This is a genomic window from uncultured Streptococcus sp. (genome assembly GCF_905372115.1).
Taxonomy (GTDB): domain Bacteria; phylum Bacillota; class Bacilli; order Lactobacillales; family Streptococcaceae; genus Streptococcus.
In genome coordinates, this window is the sequence record NZ_CAJPNR010000017.1 from 1 (window position 1) to 16,472 (window position 16,472).

The following is a 16,472-nucleotide window of genomic DNA, read 5'->3' on the forward strand; positions in this document are numbered from 1 at the left end:
ATGTTACAAAATATTTCAAATAGATGAAAACATATCATTTTTTTCAAAACTTGCTTACAGTCGAAAATAAAAGACTCCTATGACTTTTTTATTTTCACAAAAAAAGGTAAAATAGAATGAAGTATGAATGGAAGAGGTTGCTTATGAAAAATATAGCAAATTTTGCCAATAAGAAGGTCTTGGTCCTAGGATTGGCCAAGTCGGGTGAGTCAGCTGCTCGCCTTTTAGATAAATTAGGAGCTATCGTGACAGTTAACGATGGGAAGACTTTCGAGGAAAATCCTGCTGCCCAATCCTTGCTAGAAGAAGGTATAAAAGTGGTGACAGGAGGTCATCCTTTGGAGTTGCTGGACGAAGACTTTGAACTGATGGTGAAAAATCCGGGTATTCCTTATGACAATGACATGGTCGTTCGAGCTCTGGAGAAGAAGATTCCAGTCATTACTGAAGTCGAGTTGGCTTATCTGATTTCTGAAGCACCGATTATTGGTATTACGGGTTCAAATGGTAAGACGACGACCACAACCATGATTGCGCAAGTCTTGACAGCTGGCGGTCAAAATGGTCTCTTGTCTGGTAATATCGGCTTTCCTGCCAGTCAAGTAGCTCAAACAGCCAGCAGCAAGGATACACTGGTCATGGAACTGTCTTCCTTCCAGTTGATGGGAATTGAAGCTTTTCATCCGCAAATCGCTGTTATTACTAATCTCATGCCGACTCATTTGGATTATCACGGCTCTGTTGAGGAATATGCAGCTGCCAAGTGGAATATCCAGAAAAACATGACAGCTGATGATTATCTGGTTTTGAATTTCAATCAAGACTGGGCCAAGGAAATGGCTAGCCAGGCTCAGGCTACTGTTGTGCCTTTTTCAACGACTGAAAAGGTGGATGGTGCCTATCTAGAGGGTGATGTCTTGACCTTCCGCGGAGAGGCGATTATGCAGGCGACTGAAATCGGCGTTCCTGGCAGTCATAATGTCGAAAATGCTCTGGCTACGATTGCAGTAGCCAAGCTGCGTGGTATTGACAATCAGACGATTAAAGAAGTCTTGTCAGCTTTTGGGGGTGTTAAGCACCGCCTCCAGTATGTGGGGCAGGTAAATGAGGTTGCCTTTTACAATGATAGTAAGTCTACCAATATCTTGGCAACCCAGAAAGCCTTATCTGGTTTTGACAATAGCAAGGTGATTCTGATTGCGGGCGGCTTGGACCGTGGCAATGAATTTGACGAGTTGGTGCCTGATATTAAAGGGCTCAAGAAAATGGTGATCTTAGGACAATCAGCTCCGCGTGTAAAGAGAGCGGCTGATCAGGCTGGCGTTTCTTATCTGGATGCGACTGATGTCCGAGATGCAGCTCATAAGGCCTTTGATCAAGCGAAGCCAGGAGACATTGTCTTGCTTAGTCCTGCCAATGCCAGCTGGGATATGTATAGTAATTTTGAAGTCCGTGGCGATGAGTTTCTCGCTGCATTTGAAGAATTAAAAGGTTAAAATGAAAAAGATTGTATTTACAGGCGGAGGAACGGTTGGGCATGTAACTCTCAACCTTCTCCTGATTCCGAAATTTATCAAAGAAGGCTGGCAGGTCCACTATATTGGTGATAAGCATGGGATTGAGTATCAGGAAATCCAAAAGTCTGGACTGGACGTGACCTTCCATTCGGTAGCTACGGGTAAGCTTCGTCGCTATTTTTCATGGCAGAATCTGCTGGATGGCTTTAAGGTCGTCTGTGGCATTTTCCAATCGCTGGGCATTATGCTGAAAGTGCGTCCGCAGGCTCTCTTTTCAAAGGGTGGCTTTGTATCTGTTCCGCCCGTGATTGCAGCCCGACTATCCGGAGTGCCCGTCTATGTTCATGAGTCGGATCTATCCATTGGCTTGGCCAATAAAATCGCCTATAAGTGTGCGACCAAGATGTATGCGACCTTTGAGCAAAGTTCCAGTTTGACCAAGATTGAGCATGTCGGCGCTGTGACCAAGGTCGGCAACCAAGAGTCAGTCCTACCGCAGGAACTAGAAGAAATTCGTCAGTATTTTGATAAAGAGCTGCCCACCCTGCTTTTTGTCGGTGGTTCTGCTGGTGCTAAGGTCTTTAATGACTTTGTCAGCAAAAATCAAGCTGCGCTGACCGAGCGTTATAATATCATTAATCTGACTGGTGATGAGAGTTTGGATGTTCTGTCTGACCGTCTCTTTCGCAGAGCCTATGTAACCAACCTCTACCAGCCTTTGATGGACTTGGCAGATGTAGTGGTGACACGCGGCGGTTCCAATACAATCTTTGAGCTCTTGGCCATGGCCAAGCTGCATATTATCGTTCCTCTGGGACGCGAAGCCAGCCGCGGCGATCAGATTGAAAATGCCGATTATTTTGTGAAAAAGGGATATGCCAAGCAATTGGCAGAGGAACAGCTGGATATGAGCAATTTACAGGCAGCCCTTGATGACCTTTTGGCTAACCAAGCTTCTTATCATCAAGCTATGAAAAATTCTCAGGAAATCAAGTCTGTAGATGAATTTTATGCTTTATTGAAGGCGGATATTGACAAAGGAAAGAAATGAGCAAGAAAAACCACGATGAGCCAAAGGAAGAGGTAAGTGAGCCCCTCTCTGAATGGCAGAAACGAAATAAAGAATATCTTGAAAAGAAGGCTCAGGAAGAGGCCAGCAAACAAAAGGAGCTGGAAGAAGAGGAATCAAAAGAAGCTGAAGACTCAATCGAAGGCGGAGAAATAGCTGAAGAGACGGAAGAAGATGACTCATCTTATGAAGAGGAAGAAACAGAATATTTGGAAGAAGACTCAACTGAAGCTGAGCTAGAGACTGAATTGAGCGAGAAAGAGCGCAAAAAACTGGAGAAACTTCAGAAAAAGGCAGAAAAAGAAGCTGCCAAGGTTCATATCTCGAGGATTCATATTTATCGAGCGCTGCCGGTTTTGCTAGGCAGTGGCTTGATTTTTCTCCTGTCAGTTTATTTTTTGACGCCACTAGCAACCATGAAGACAATCAAATTTTCAGGGAATCAAATGGTCAGTCAGGAAGACCTGCTCAAAAGCAGTAAGATTGATGAGAAGGACTATACTTTAACGACCTTTATCAATGGCGGTAATCATATCCGCAATATGAAAGCGTCTAGTCCTTGGATTAACAATCTGGAGATGGCTTATCAGTTTCCGATTACTTTTCAGGTAAAGGTCAAGGAGTACGGAGTTCTGGCCTATCTGCATGAGGGTGGTCAGTATTATCCTATTCTGACAAATGGGCAGGTTATTTCGGACCCGACTGCTGCAGATTCTTTGCCAGAAACCCATATTTCGATAGAGTTTTCAGATAAAAAATTGATTAAGGAATTTGCCCTTCAAATTGAAAAGGTACCGGCTTCGGTTAAGAAAAATATTAAGACAGTTCAGCTGACTCCAAGCAATGTGACACCGGACTTGGTTACGCTGACCATGCATGATGGCAATAAAATTTTGGTACCAATTTCGCATATTGCCAAAAAACTGCCATATTACAAGGGAATCCAATCGCAGCTGGAAGAGGGTGTACCTAGTGTTGTAGATATGGAAGCAGGGATTTTTAGTTATGTTGAAGGAGCTCAAAACGAGTCGTCTTCTTCTGACGAAGAAAAGCAAAAAACAGAAGAGGAACCGACGGGACGGCCAACAGAACAAGCGGCTGAGCAGGTGACAGAAAGTCCGGAAGAAGAACCTGCAGAGCCGCAAAATTCGACAGAAAACCCGGTAAATAACGAAAATCGCTAAATTATATGTAGAAAAACTGCACATTTTCATTTTCTTTATGTTATAATAAAGCTTGGATAACTCTAATTTTTAGCGTTATTAGTATAGACCGGAAACATGGAAGATAGAGAGGACTGGTGTAATGGCTAGAGACGGCTTTTTTACTGGATTAGATATAGGAACTAGCTCAATTAAAGTGTTGGTGGCAGAGCACATCAACGATGAAATGAATGTTATTGGAGTCAGCAACGCAAAAAGTGCTGGCGTTAAAGATGGAATTATTGTTGATATTGAGGCTGCTGCTGCTGCCATTAAGACAGCTATTTCTCAAGCAGAAGAAAAGGCAGGCATTTCAATTGGTTTAGTCAATGTCGGACTTCCGGCTAATCTCTTACAGATTGAGCCTACTCAGGGTATGATTCCTGTGACTAGTGATTCTAAGGAAATCACAGATACAGATGTAGAGAATGTTGTTAGATCTGCTCTGACTAAGAGTATGACTCCTGACCGCGAAGTGATTACTTTCATCCCAGAAGAGTTTGTAGTGGATGGTTTCCAAGGGATTCGTGATCCGCGTGGTATGATGGGGATTCGCTTAGAAATGCGGGGACTTCTCTACACTGGACCACGGACTATTCTCCACAACCTCCGCAAGACAGTGGAGCGTGCGGGAGTTCAGCTTGAGAACGTTATTATCTCCCCATTGGCTATGACTAAGTCAATCTTGAACGAAGGGGAACGTGAGTTTGGTGCAACTGTTATTGATATGGGCGGCGGCCAAACTACAGTGGCTTCTGTTAAAGGTCAAGAGCTTCAATATACGAATATATACCAAGAAGGTGGCGACTACGTAACCAAGGACATCTCCAAGGTTTTGAAGACTTCGCAAAAGTTAGCTGAAAGTCTCAAGTTTAACTATGGTTCTGCTTATGTTCCTGAAGCTGGCACAGAGTCCTTCCAAGTAGAAGTGATTGGCGAGATTGAGCCGGTTGAAGTAACTGAAAAGTATCTGGCTGAGATTATTTCTGCTCGTATCCAACACATTTTTGAGCAAATCAAACGCGATTTGGATAGAAGGCATCTTCTCGAGTTGCCAGGTGGTATTGTGATTATTGGTGGAGCAGCTATTCTTCCAGGAGTGGTTGAGCTGGCTCAGGAAGTGTTTGGCGTGAATGTCAAGCTTTATGTGCCAAATCAAATCGGCATTCGTAATCCAGCCTTTGCACATGTTATCAGTCTGTCAGAGTATGCCGGAAACTTAACAGATGTGGATATGCTGGCTCAGGTTGCTGTTCATGGTGATGAGCAACTGCGCCATCGACCTGTATCCTTTGAGCGTCCTGCTCAGTCAGTACCGCGCTTTGAACCTCAACCAGCTGATGAGATTCCTGAGGAACCGGTCCAAGAAGTTCCAGTTGCCAGTACTGATGTGCCAAACCAAGAACCAAAAACCGGTATTACAGATCGGATGCGCAACCTAATTGGCAAAATGTTTGATTAAGGAGAATACAGAGAATATGACATTTTCATTTGACGCTGCTGCTGCACAAGGCGCAGTAATTAAAGTTATTGGTGTCGGTGGAGGTGGCGGCAATGCCATCAACCGAATGATTGATGAAGGTGTTGCTGGTGTTGAATTCATCGCAGCAAATACAGATGTTCAAGCTCTTAGCAGTGCCAAAGCTGAAACAGTTATTCAGCTCGGTCCTAAGTTGACTCGCGGACTCGGTGCCGGAGGTCAGCCTGAAGTTGGCCGCAAGGCTGCTGAAGAAAGCGAAGAAGTCCTGACTGAAGCTCTGCAAGGAGCAGATATGGTCTTCATCACTGCTGGTATGGGTGGTGGATCTGGGACAGGTGCTGCTCCAGTGATTGCTCGTATCGCAAAAAATGTTGGTGCTCTGACTGTTGCTGTAGTTACACGTCCTTTCGGTTTTGAAGGAAGCAAGCGTGGAACCTTTGCAGTAGAAGGAATCAACGAACTTCGCGAGCATGTTGACACACTCTTGATTATCTCAAATAACAACTTGCTTGAAATTGTAGACAAGAAGACTCCGCTCCTTGAAGCACTCAGTGAAGCAGATAATGTTCTTCGCCAAGGTGTCCAAGGGATTACCGACTTAATTACCAGCCCAGGGCTGATTAACCTTGACTTTGCCGATGTAAAAACAGTTATGGCAGACAAGGGTAATGCTCTGATGGGGATTGGTGTTGGTAGTGGTGAAGAACGTGTCATCGAAGCTGCTCGCAAAGCCATCTACTCACCTCTTTTGGAAACAACCATTGATGGTGCAGAGGACGTAATTGTCAACGTTACTGGTGGCTTAGATATGACCTTGATTGAAGCAGAAGAAGCTTCAGAAATTGTCAACCAAGCAGCAGGTCATGGTGTGAACATCTGGCTCGGTACTGCTATTGATGAGTCCATGAAGGATGAAATCCGTGTGACTGTTGTAGCTACTGGTGTCCGTCAGGACAAGGTTGAAAAGGTCAGCGGTATTCGTCAGACACAGCAGCCTACTGGCCCAAACCGTCCGCAGCAAGTTGAGCCAAACCGCGAAGTTCGCTCAGGGCAGTTTGAACGAAATTTTGATATGACCGAAACGGTTGATATTCCTGCTCCAAGCCGTCAAAGAACGGATGCGCCTAAAGGTTCAGCCTTTGGTGATTGGGATCTTCGCCGAGAAGCGATTGTTCGTCAGGCAGAACCAAGTTCCTCAGCCCGCGTGGAGCGCTATGCAGAAACTAATGAAGATGATGATGAATTGGAAACACCTCCGTTCTTCAGAAATCGTTAATCTAGATCATGAATTTGCAGAATAATAAAGAGTTGGTCTTTCAGTCCGTCGCTCAGGCGGCGGAGCAAGCCCAGCGTTTGAAAGATTCAGTGAATATCATTGCAGTTACCAAATATGTTGACTGCGAAACAACTCAGGAGCTTGTTCGTACAGGTATTCAGCATATCGGAGAAAATCGGGTAGATAAATTTCTAGATAAATACCATGCTCTGAAAGGTGAGAATCTAACCTGGCACCTGATCGGCAGTTTGCAGAGGAGAAAAGTCAAGGATGTGATTAACTATGTTGATTACTTTCACGCTTTAGATTCTGTAAAATTGGCCAAGGAGATTGACAAACGGGCTGAACATGTGATTAAATGTTTTCTGCAGGTGAATATTTCTAAAGAAGAGAGCAAGCATGGCTTTTTGATTGAAGAACTTGAAGTTGTCCTGCCTGAACTTGAAAAATTAGAGAATGTTCAAATTGTGGGATTGATGACAATGGCTCCGTTTGAAGCTAGTCATGAGGAGCTGAACCAAATTTTTGAAAAGGCTCATCAACTACAAAAAGAATTAAAAAAGAAACAGTTAAATAATATGCCCTTTTCTGAATTAAGCATGGGAATGAGCCGTGATTATCCAGAAGCAATTGCCCATGGCTCGACCTATGTCAGAATCGGTACAGCATTTTTTAAATAGGAAAGAAATATGTCATTAAAAGATAGATTTGATAAATTTATAGATTATTTTACAGAAGATGGAGATGAGACTGAGCTTCAGGAGCAGACAGTCAGCAGACCTGCAGCGCCTGCCAAACAGAAGCCTGAGTTGGTTCAGCCTAAACCAGTCAGAGAGACTAAGCCAGCTCCTCGTCCGGCTGCTGCGGCTAAGCCACAGCCTAAACCACAGCCTCAACAGAAATCTTCGACTGAGAATATTACCAGACTGCATGCACGTCAGCAGGAATTGGCTCAGCACCGTGCAAATGCGGATGAGAAGATTACGATTGATGTTCGTTATCCGAGGAGATATGAGGAAGCGACTGAAATTGTTGACCTGCTTTTGGCCAATGAAAGCATCCTGATTGACTTCCAGTATATGACTGAGGTACAGGCTCGTCGCTGTTTAGACTACTTAGACGGTGCGCGTTATGTCTTGGCAGGAAATTTGAAAAAAGTTGCAAGCACTATGTATTTGCTGACTCCGATTAATGTAGTGGTAAATGTGGAAGATATCCGCCTGCCAAACGATGTTGAAATCAGCGAATTCGACTTTGATATGAAGCGCAGTAGATAAGAGATATGTTATATTTTGTAATTCGTGCCATCTCTAATCTTTTCGATCTTTATAGCATTGCCTTGATTGTCTATGCACTTCTATCTTGGTTTCCAGGAGCCTATCAAACTAAATTCGGAGAGTTTCTAACACGCATTGTAGAACCGTATTTAAAACTTTTCCGCCGTCTTCCCTTGCAGTTTGCAGGGCTGGACTTTACCGTTTGGGTTGCAATTCTGGCTTTAAACCTTTTAAATCGTGTGGTCTTTTATTTAATAAGCGTCTTACTAATGTTATTATGATGAAAGATTTATATCAACACTTTTCGCATGAGGATCGAGAGTTTATTGATAGGAGTCTGGAGTTGCTTCAGCGGGTTCAAGATACCTATGCCTTTGAAACAACATCTTTTCTGAATCCCCATCAGGTCTCAATCCTGAAGAATATTGGCAAGCAATATGATGTGCAAGTCTTTGCTAGTTCGGATTATTTTCCAAGTGAACTGGCAAGAGTTCTTGTGGCGCCTTCTTATTACCAACTGAATATGGATGATTTTGAATTGAGCTTGCTGGAAATTTCCTATGCAAGCAAATTTTATAAAATCAGTCATTCGCAGATTATGGGCACTCTTCTCAATCAATTAGGGATTGAAAGACGAACCTTTGGCGATATTCTTGTAGTTGGAGACCGTGCTCAGCTCTTTGTAGATAAAAGACTAGCCCAGTATTTTATAGATCATGTCACTAAAGTAGCAAAGATGCCTGTCAAATTAAAGGAAGTATCCTTTGCAGAGCAGCTGAAAGAGCAGAAGCAGACTGTTACCAGAGAAATTTTAGCATCTAGCCTTCGCTTGGATAAGTTGGTAGCCAGCACCTTTAAGTTGTCAAGGAGCCATGCTGCTCAGCTGATTTCTGGCAAGCATGTGAAAATGAACTATGCTGTTAATGACAATCCCAGTCAGCAGGTCGGGCTTGAAGACTTGATTAGCGTTAGACGATTTGGAAGATTTAAGGTTTTAAGAGAAAATGGCCTTTCCAAGAATGGAAAACATAAGTTAACCGTTGAATTATTAGCTAGTAAATGAGGAGGAACTATGACACTTACAGCATTAGAAATTAAAGATAAATCCTTTGGAACCAAGTTTAGAGGCTATGATGTTGAAGAGGTAGATGAATTCCTTGACATCGTTGTCCGCGATTATGAGGACTTGGTTCGTGAAAATCACGAAAAAGAAGCAAAAATTCGCAATCTGGAAGAACGTCTGACATATTTTGATGAGATGAAAGACTCTCTCAGCCAGTCTGTTTTGATTGCTCAGGATACGGCTGAGCGTGTTAAAGTTGCTGCCAACGAGCGATCTACGAATATTGTTCGTCAGGCAGAGCAGGATGCGCAGCATTTGTTGGATGGAGCTAAGTACAAGGCTGATGAGATTTTACGTCAGGCAGCTGATAATGCTAAGAAAGTAGCCATTGAAACAGAAGAACTGAAAAACAAAACACGTGTCTTCCATCAACGTTTGAAATCAACCATTGAGAGCCAGCTCAGCATTGTGGATTCTTCTGAGTGGGAAGAAATCCTGCGTCCGACAGCTACTTATCTGCAGACCAGCGATGAAGCTTTCAAGGAAGTTGTATCTGAGGTTCTTGGCGAAGAAGCAGTTGTTCGTGAGGAAGAAGTGGATGTGACTCGTCAATTTTCTCCAGAAGAAATGGCTGAGCTGCAAGAGCGCATTGAAGCTGCTAACCGTGAATTAGCTGCGACCCAAGCTTTTTCTCCGCTCAGCGATGAAGATATAGAAGCTCACGCAGCTGGGGAGAACTCAGAAGCTGATCATCACGATGATGATACAAATGGGGAACAAAAAGTTCCAGTAAATATTTTATAATTTTTAAAGAAACTAAGATTGTAAAAACACAGACCAAGCAAAATACTTTCAGCGAGCAGATGATGGTGAGAGATCTGCAGTCCATCTTGCTTGGGCTATCATTTTACAGAACTTTCGTCTGAAATCAGTAGGATGAGACGGCAGTCCACGTTACGGACAAAGAGGGGCAAGAGGAGCACTATGCTATTGTCTTGCCTAAACAAAGGTGGTACCGCGAATTTTCGTCCTTTTTGGAGAAGTTTGCGGTTTTTAATTTGTAATTTTAAAAATAAAGAGGAATAGAATGAAACTGAAAGAAACACTTAACCTTGGAAAAACTGCTTTTCCTATGCGGGCCGGTCTTCCAAATAAGGAGCCAATCTGGCAGAAGGAATGGGATCAAGCTAAGCTTTATCAACGCCGTCAGGAACTGAATGAAGGCAAGCCGCACTTTATCCTGCATGATGGCCCTCCTTATGCTAACGGGAATATTCACGTCGGCCACGCCATGAACCATATTTCTAAAGATATTATCATTCGTTCAAAATCCATGACTGGTTTTTATGCACCGTATATTCCAGGTTGGGATACACATGGTTTGCCAATCGAGCAAGTCTTGGCAAAGCAAGGTGTCAAACGTAAAGAAATGGACTTGGTTGAGTACTTGAAACTTTGCCATGAATACGCTCTTTCTCAAGTGTACAAACAACGTGATGATTTCAAGCGCTTAGGTATGTCAGGTGATTGGGAAAATCTATATGTGACCTTAACTCCCGATTATGAAGCCGCTCAGATCCGCGTCTTTGGCGAAATGGCTAAAAAAGGTTATATCTATCGTGGCGCTAAGCCCGTTTACTGGTCTTGGTCTTCTGAGTCAGCTTTGGCTGAAGCGGAAATTGAATACCATGATTTGGTTTCCACATCTCTTTACTATGCCAACCGAGTTAAAGACGGAAAAGGGGTACTGGACACAGATACTTACATCGTCGTATGGACAACAACTCCATTTACCATTACAGCTTCCCGTGGTTTGACAGTTGGAGCAGATATTGACTATGTTTTGGTCCAGCCTGCGGGTGAAAGTCGCAAGTTTATTGTAGCGTCTGAATTATTGAACAGCTTGTCCGAGAAATTTGGCTGGGCCGATGTTCAAGTTTTAGCTACCTACCGTGGTCAAGAATTGAACCAGATCGTGACGGTTCACCCATGGGATACTGCTGTAGATGAGTTGGTCATTTTGGGTGACCACGTTACGACAGACTCTGGTACGGGTATCGTTCATACAGCGCCTGGTTTTGGTGAGGACGACTACCATGTCGGTGTAGCCAATGGACTGGAAGTTGCTGTGACAGTCAATGAGCGCGGTATCATGATGGAAAATGCTGGTCCTGACTTTGCAGGCCAGTTCTATGACAAGGTTGCACCAACAGTTATTGAAAAGCTTGGTGACTTGCTCCTTGCTCAGGAAGAAATTTCTCACTCTTATCCATTTGACTGGCGTACTAAGAAGCCAATCATCTGGCGGGCAGTACCACAGTGGTTTGCATCTGTTTCTAAATTCCGTCAAGAAATTTTAGATGAAATTGAAAAGGTTAAATTCCATTCTGAATGGGGGAAAGTACGCCTCTACAATATGATTCGTGACCGTGGTGACTGGGTTATCTCTCGTCAGCGGGCTTGGGGTGTGCCGTTGCCAATCTTCTATGCCGAAGACGGAACACCAATCATGACGGCCGAAACCATCGAGCACGTAGCTCAGCTCTTTGAGGAGCACGGCTCTATCGTCTGGTGGAAGCGTGAAGCCAAAGACCTCTTACCAGAAGGATTTACTCATCCAGGTTCTCCAAACGGCGAGTTTACTAAGGAAACGGACATCATGGACGTTTGGTTTGACTCAGGTTCATCATGGAATGGGGTTTTGGTTAACCGTCCAGAATTGACTTATCCGGCTGATCTTTACCTAGAAGGCTCTGACCAATACCGAGGTTGGTTCAATTCATCCCTTATCACATCAGTTGCCAACCATGGTGTAGCTCCTTACAAACAAATCTTGTCACAAGGATTTGCCCTAGATGGTAAGGGTGAAAAGATGTCTAAATCCCTTGGAAATACCATTGCTCCAAGTGATGTGGAAAAACAATTTGGTGCGGAAATCTTGCGTCTCTGGGTAACCAGTGTCGACTCCAGCAACGACGTTCGTATCTCTATGGATATCTTGGGTCAAGTTTCTGAAACCTACCGTAAGATTCGGAATACGCTTCGTTTCTTGATTGCTAATACCTCTGACTTTAATCCAGCTGAGGATGCCGTAGCTTACGAAGAACTTCGCTCCGTTGATAAATACATGACTATCCGCTTCAATCAATTAGTAGAGACTATTCGCAAGGCTTATGCGGACTTTGAGTTTCTAACTATTTATAAAGCGATTGTCAACTTTGTGACTGTTGACTTGTCTGCTTTCTATCTGGACTTTGCCAAAGATGTCGTCTATATCGAAGCAGCTAAATCATTGGAACGACGTCAGATGCAGACTGTCTTCTATGATATTTTGGTTAAAATCACCAAGCTTCTGACTCCAATCTTGCCGCACACAGCAGAAGAGATTTGGTCTTACCTAGAGCATGAAGAGGAAGAATTTGTTCAGTTATCTGAATTGCCAGAAGCTCAGACTTTCCCAAATCAAGAAGAAATCTTGGACACTTGGTCTGCCTTTATGGACTTCCGTAGTCAGGCTCAGAAAGCCTTGGAAGAAGCCCGCAATGAGAAGGTTATTGGGAAATCGTTGGAAGCACATCTGACTGTCTATCCGAATGAAGTCATCAAGACCTTGTTGGAAGCAGTTAACAGCGATGTGGCTCAGCTTCTTATCGTTTCACAATTAACGATTGCTGAAGGACCTGCTCCAGAAGGCGCTCTAGTCTTTGAAGATGTAGCTTTTGTCGTAGAGCATGCGCAGGGGCAAGTCTGTGATCGCTGCCGCCGCATTGACACAACAGTTAAAGAGCGCAGTTATCAAGCCCTTGTCTGTGATCACTGTGCAGAAATTTTAGAAGAAAATTTTGCTCAAGCTGTCTCAGAAGGCTTTGAGAGCAAGTAAGTTTCCAAAATAAAAAATGGCTTTGCCCTTTAGTGGTAAGCCATTTTTTAGATAGATTTGAGGATGTTTTGGTTTGGAGCTAGATTAGAAGAAAGAAACAGTTGCATTTACAACTGTTTCTTGTTATACTAGTTATACCTTAGGAGTGTCTATTTTAGCTAGAATGTTTTGGAGCTGAAAGAGCTCAGAGGAAGTCAGTTGCTGCAGCGCCTGACTGGCGTAGGTATTTTCAAAGCCAATTAGCTGGTCGTAGAGTTTGAGAGCCTGATTGCTAGGATAGAGCTCTTTGAACTTCTTATTTTGAGCTTTGGTCTTTTTGATAATCAAGCCCCTATCTTCCAGCTTTCCTAGGGATCGGCTGAGGGTAGTCTTGTCAATCTGCACCATCTCTGCCAGTTGTGATTGGCTGAGACCTTCATTTTCGACGATGCGAATGAGCAGTAGAAACAAATTATTGTCTAGGCCATAGTTACCGGCTTTCTGATTCATTTTTATCATAGCCTGTCTAGAAATAAAGCCCATTTGTCGGAAAAGTTGACGGTAATCCATAGGAACTCCTTTATAGATGCATTTGCATTTATTATACATTAAAAAGTTAGAGGAAACAAGTATGTGGTCTAGGAAAAAATTAACAGAGTTGAAGCCGATAGAATTTTATCAAATCTTAAAATTGCGCATTGACACCTTTGTGGTGGAGCAGGAGCGCATCTATCATGAACTGGATGAGAAGGACCTGGAAGCAGTGCACGTTTACCATGCTAATGAACAAGGGGAAATTGATGCTTATGCTCGGGTCTTTGAAGAGGGAGAGCATTTAGTCTTTGGTCGAGTAGTCACAGCTCAGTCAGCACGAGGACAGGGATTAGGAGGACAGCTTATTAGAGAAATCTTACAATTATGTGCTGAAAAATGGCCAGGAAAGGAAATTGAAATAGAAGCTCAGGAGCAGGTGGCTGCTCTCTATGAAAAGTATGGCTTCAAGGTGGTTGGTCAACCCTTTATTTTTGAATCGACGCCTCACATTACCATGATCTATAAACAATAAAAAAACTAAGGCCTGGCCTTAGTTTTTACTGTTTAACAGGAATGGAAATTTCGATGAGATTATTAGCGTAAATCGTTCGGATAGCAGCTTTATCAATAGCGTTTGCATCAATTTTTCTCTTCAAGAAAAATTCTCTAATTTTTTCGATTTCCTGTTCGCGTACAGCACGGTGCATGTTTGAAATCAAAATTTCATAGTGAAGAGGAGCTTGTGTAAAAACAACATCGCTGTTTCCAGCAGAATAAACTTCGACTAATATCGCATCGGTGCTTTCCAATTGGCTTTTGACAAGGTCAGCATGACTGTTTGTTGTATTAATAAGCTTCATACGATTTCCTCCTGCTTTATACCTGCTATTATTATAACATGTTTGCTATGAATTGTGAATGATTTCTTTAAGCTTTAAGCGTATTTTTCCAAGCTTGGATACCCCATTTATGGCTGCCGCGTTTGAGTGTTTCAATAGCTTCTTCGACTGGGAACCAGGCTAGCTGATTGAAATCTTCCAACGGTTTTTGGACTTCTTGGAAAGAGGTGACCTCATACAGGTAGGCTGGGTTGTAAAAATAGGTGTCGCGATGGCGGGAGTAAAAATATTCATCAGCTTGTCCAAGATAGCGTCCAAGCTGGGCTGTGAATCCAAGTTCTTCCATCAGCTCGCGTTCAAGGGCAGTCTGATGGTTTTCCCCCTCTTCAATCTCTCCACCGGGCAGAAACCAAGCCCCATTAGGCGCCTGGACCAAAATAATTTTTTCTTTCTTTTCATCTGGGATGACAGCATAGACTCCGTAGCGGGTCACATATTCTACATTTGCTTCCTTTTCACCAAAGGTTGGATTTGTCATTCTAATATCCTCAATCTCTAGTCAGTTTACTATCTATCATAATGGACTAAGGTCCAGCTGTCAAGAATTTACTCGGTTTATTGGACAGAAAAAGAATGATAGTCCTTGAAAGAAATCCCCTTCAAATTAATAAATTCCTTCCTCCGACCGTTTAAAAAAATCTTCTTTATGGGAATGGTAAAACATTTATAGAAGAAATTGTTATAATAGTAGCGAGGTGGTTTTATGACAGAAAGCAGACTTTTTAAAATCTTATATCTTCTTTTAGAGCAAGGCCGCACAACAGCTCCCGAATTAGCCTCACTATTTGAAGTATCCATCCGGACCATCTATCGAGATGTGGATAAGCTAAGTTTGGCAGGAATCCCTATCTATTGCAGCCCAGGCAAGGGCGGGGGCATTTTTCTGATGAAGGATTTTGTCTTAGACAAGGCCTTGTTTTCAGAGTCTGAGAGGGATGAGCTATTAGCTGCTCTTCAAGGCTTGCAGATTTTAACAGATGGCGAGCAAGTAGAGACCTTGTCTAAACTGCAGTCCTTGTTTCAGGTTCAGGCAACTTCCTGGCTGGAGGTGGATTTTACCGACTGGCGCAAAAAAGCAGATCAGAAAGAACTGTTTGATACCATTAAGCAAGCAATCTTGCAAAGAAGAGTCTTGTCGTTTTCTTACTTGAATGGGCGTGGAGAAAGAGGGCAGCGCAGGATAGAGGCGTTGAAGTTAGTATTTAAAAGCCAAAACTGGTATGTTGCTGGCTTTTGTCGTTTAAGACAAGCTCCGCGTTTTTTTAAACTCAACAGAATGAGAGACTGTCAGATGTTAGAGGAAAGATTTAAACAGAGAGTCTTGGATGAGACATTTAGTCCTGAGGAGCGGCTAGGAGGCACTGTAAAAGTCCTCTTGAAATTTGACCGGAAGCATGCCTTTCGAGTGTACGAGGAGTTTTCAGAAGCAGAGATAGAGGAGACTGATGGGAGCCTTTCTGTCCAAACGCATTTGCCGAGTCACGATAGTCTTTATACCTACTTGCTATCCTTTTTGGATGGAGTTGAAATCATGGAGCCGCCTCGGTTACGGGAAGAATTCAAAGAAAAGTTAAAAGCTATTACCGATATTTATAAAAGCTGACAGAGGTTGTCAGCTTTTCTTTGCTATACTGTTTGTAGTAAAGAAAGGAGGGCTCTCTCATGAAATATGAATGGAGAAAAGCCAATCGAGAAATATATCAAATCAAGTCTGTACCCTGTCTCATAGATCTTCCTGCCCAGTCTTTTATCATGATTGACGGCAAGGGCAATCCTAATGCTGCTGACTTTTCGGAACGAGTTGGTGCTTTGTACAGCTTAGCCTATGCTATCAAGATGAACTACAAAAAGACAGCGACAGAGCAAGAATTTACTGACTTCACGGTCTATCCCTTGGAAGGACTTTGGCAGCAAGAGCAAGAAGGAGAACTGATTAAAGAAGAATTGATTTATACTATCATGATTGGGCAGCCGGACTTTATCACTGGAGAGATGGTGAAAAAGGCCCTAGAACAAGTCCGTGTCAAAAAGCCTAATCCTCTCTATGATGAGATTCGCTTTGAAGAAATGACGGAAGGAGTGTGTGTCGCCATGCTGCACCTAGGACCTTTTGACGAAGAACCTCACTCCTTCGCTAAAATGGATACCTTTTGCCAGAATCACCAGCTGACACGGATTTCAAACACTCATAGAGAAATCTATCTCAATAATCTGAATCGGACAGACCCTAGCAAGCTGAAAACAATTCTGCGCTACAAGGTTCAGAAGGAATAATAAAGAAATAGAGCAGAAAACT

The 16,472-nt window shown here is 43.1% G+C and carries 17 protein-coding genes; 14 read left to right on the forward strand and 3 right to left on the reverse strand.

Annotation, left to right across the window (positions count from 1 at the left end; translation table 11 throughout):
* Window positions 1-143 precede the first annotated feature (143 nt).
* The 11 genes from murD to ileS all read left to right on the forward strand — a co-directional run bounded on the left by murD (window position 144) and on the right by ileS (window position 12,764).
* The gene (gene murD, locus QZ169_RS06175; protein WP_295505397.1) at window positions 144-1,496 is read left to right on the forward strand and encodes a UDP-N-acetylmuramoyl-L-alanine--D-glutamate ligase; all 1,353 of its coding nucleotides are present in this window, start codon (window positions 144-146) and stop codon (window positions 1,494-1,496) included.
* A 1-nt stretch (window position 1,497) separates the two neighbouring features.
* Entirely contained in the window at window positions 1,498-2,568 is a 1,071-nt protein-coding gene (locus QZ169_RS06180) for a UDP-N-acetylglucosamine--N-acetylmuramyl-(pentapeptide) pyrophosphoryl-undecaprenol N-acetylglucosamine transferase (protein WP_295505400.1), read from the forward strand.
* Window positions 2,565-3,770: a cell division protein FtsQ/DivIB gene (locus QZ169_RS06185; protein WP_295505402.1), complete on the forward strand. Its 1,206-nt coding sequence runs from the start codon at window positions 2,565-2,567 to the stop codon at window positions 3,768-3,770. The genes QZ169_RS06180 and QZ169_RS06185 overlap by 4 nt, the downstream gene beginning before the upstream one ends.
* 121 nt (window positions 3,771-3,891) lie before the next feature.
* Window positions 3,892-5,250 carry a cell division protein FtsA gene (ftsA, locus tag QZ169_RS06190; RefSeq protein WP_295505404.1) on the forward strand — a complete coding sequence of 453 codons (1,359 nt, stop codon included), beginning with the start codon at window positions 3,892-3,894 and terminating at the stop codon, window positions 5,248-5,250.
* Between the two features lie 16 nt (window positions 5,251-5,266).
* Window positions 5,267-6,544, forward strand: a complete 1,278-nt coding sequence (ftsZ, locus tag QZ169_RS06195; RefSeq protein WP_295505406.1) for a cell division protein FtsZ — start codon at window positions 5,267-5,269, stop codon at window positions 6,542-6,544.
* Between the two features lie 8 nt (window positions 6,545-6,552).
* Window positions 6,553-7,224, forward strand: a complete 672-nt coding sequence (locus QZ169_RS06200; RefSeq protein ID WP_295505409.1) for a YggS family pyridoxal phosphate-dependent enzyme — start codon at window positions 6,553-6,555, stop codon at window positions 7,222-7,224.
* Window positions 7,225-7,233: 9 nt separating this feature from the next.
* A complete protein-coding gene (locus QZ169_RS06205) occupies window positions 7,234-7,821 on the forward strand; it encodes a cell division protein SepF (RefSeq protein ID WP_223323308.1) in 588 nt (195 codons plus the stop codon).
* 5 nt (window positions 7,822-7,826) lie between these two features.
* The gene (locus QZ169_RS06210; protein WP_002896162.1) at window positions 7,827-8,102 is read left to right on the forward strand and encodes a YggT family protein; all 276 of its coding nucleotides are present in this window, start codon (window positions 7,827-7,829) and stop codon (window positions 8,100-8,102) included.
* Window positions 8,099-8,884, forward strand: coding sequence for an RNA-binding protein (locus QZ169_RS06215; protein WP_295505413.1), 786 nt, complete (start codon window positions 8,099-8,101; stop codon window positions 8,882-8,884). Before QZ169_RS06210 ends, QZ169_RS06215 begins: the two co-directional genes overlap by 4 nt.
* Window positions 8,885-8,893: 9 nt before the next feature.
* Window positions 8,894-9,688 carry a DivIVA domain-containing protein gene (locus QZ169_RS06220; RefSeq protein WP_004187864.1) on the forward strand — a complete coding sequence of 265 codons (795 nt, stop codon included), beginning with the start codon at window positions 8,894-8,896 and terminating at the stop codon, window positions 9,686-9,688.
* A 283-nt stretch (window positions 9,689-9,971) separates the two neighbouring features.
* Window positions 9,972-12,764: an isoleucine--tRNA ligase gene (gene ileS, locus QZ169_RS06225; RefSeq protein ID WP_295505416.1), complete on the forward strand. Its 2,793-nt coding sequence runs from the start codon at window positions 9,972-9,974 to the stop codon at window positions 12,762-12,764.
* 132 nt (window positions 12,765-12,896) lie between these two features.
* On the opposite strand, the gene QZ169_RS06230 is transcribed toward ileS, so the two are convergent.
* Window positions 12,897-13,352 carry a MarR family winged helix-turn-helix transcriptional regulator gene (locus tag QZ169_RS06230; protein WP_295505418.1) on the reverse strand — a complete coding sequence of 152 codons (456 nt, stop codon included), beginning with the start codon at window positions 13,350-13,352 and terminating at the stop codon, window positions 12,897-12,899.
* A gap of 22 nt (window positions 13,353-13,374) precedes the next feature.
* Between QZ169_RS06230 and QZ169_RS06235 the strand changes: the two genes are divergently transcribed.
* Window positions 13,375-13,809 (forward strand): GNAT family N-acetyltransferase, encoded by a 435-nt coding sequence (locus QZ169_RS06235; RefSeq protein ID WP_295505420.1) that lies wholly within the window; start codon window positions 13,375-13,377, stop codon window positions 13,807-13,809.
* A 25-nt stretch (window positions 13,810-13,834) separates the two neighbouring features.
* On the opposite strand, the gene QZ169_RS06240 is transcribed toward QZ169_RS06235, so the two are convergent.
* Together QZ169_RS06240 and QZ169_RS06245 are read right to left on the reverse strand one after the other, a co-directional pair.
* Entirely contained in the window at window positions 13,835-14,137 is a 303-nt protein-coding gene (locus tag QZ169_RS06240; protein WP_002919443.1) for a DUF1827 family protein, read from the reverse strand.
* Between the two features lie 67 nt (window positions 14,138-14,204).
* Complete coding sequence (locus tag QZ169_RS06245; protein WP_002904052.1) at window positions 14,205-14,654, reverse strand: NUDIX hydrolase; 450 nt, start codon at window positions 14,652-14,654, stop codon at window positions 14,205-14,207.
* 225 nt (window positions 14,655-14,879) lie between these two features.
* Here QZ169_RS06245 and QZ169_RS06250 point away from each other — a divergent pair, with 225 nt between their 5' ends.
* Together QZ169_RS06250 and QZ169_RS06255 are read left to right on the forward strand one after the other, a co-directional pair.
* The gene (locus QZ169_RS06250) at window positions 14,880-15,779 is read left to right on the forward strand and encodes a YafY family protein (RefSeq protein ID WP_295505423.1); all 900 of its coding nucleotides are present in this window, start codon (window positions 14,880-14,882) and stop codon (window positions 15,777-15,779) included.
* Between the two features lie 59 nt (window positions 15,780-15,838).
* Window positions 15,839-16,450, forward strand: coding sequence for a GyrI-like domain-containing protein (locus QZ169_RS06255; protein ID WP_295505425.1), 612 nt, complete (start codon window positions 15,839-15,841; stop codon window positions 16,448-16,450).
* The last annotated feature ends 22 nt before the right edge of the window (window positions 16,451-16,472 follow it).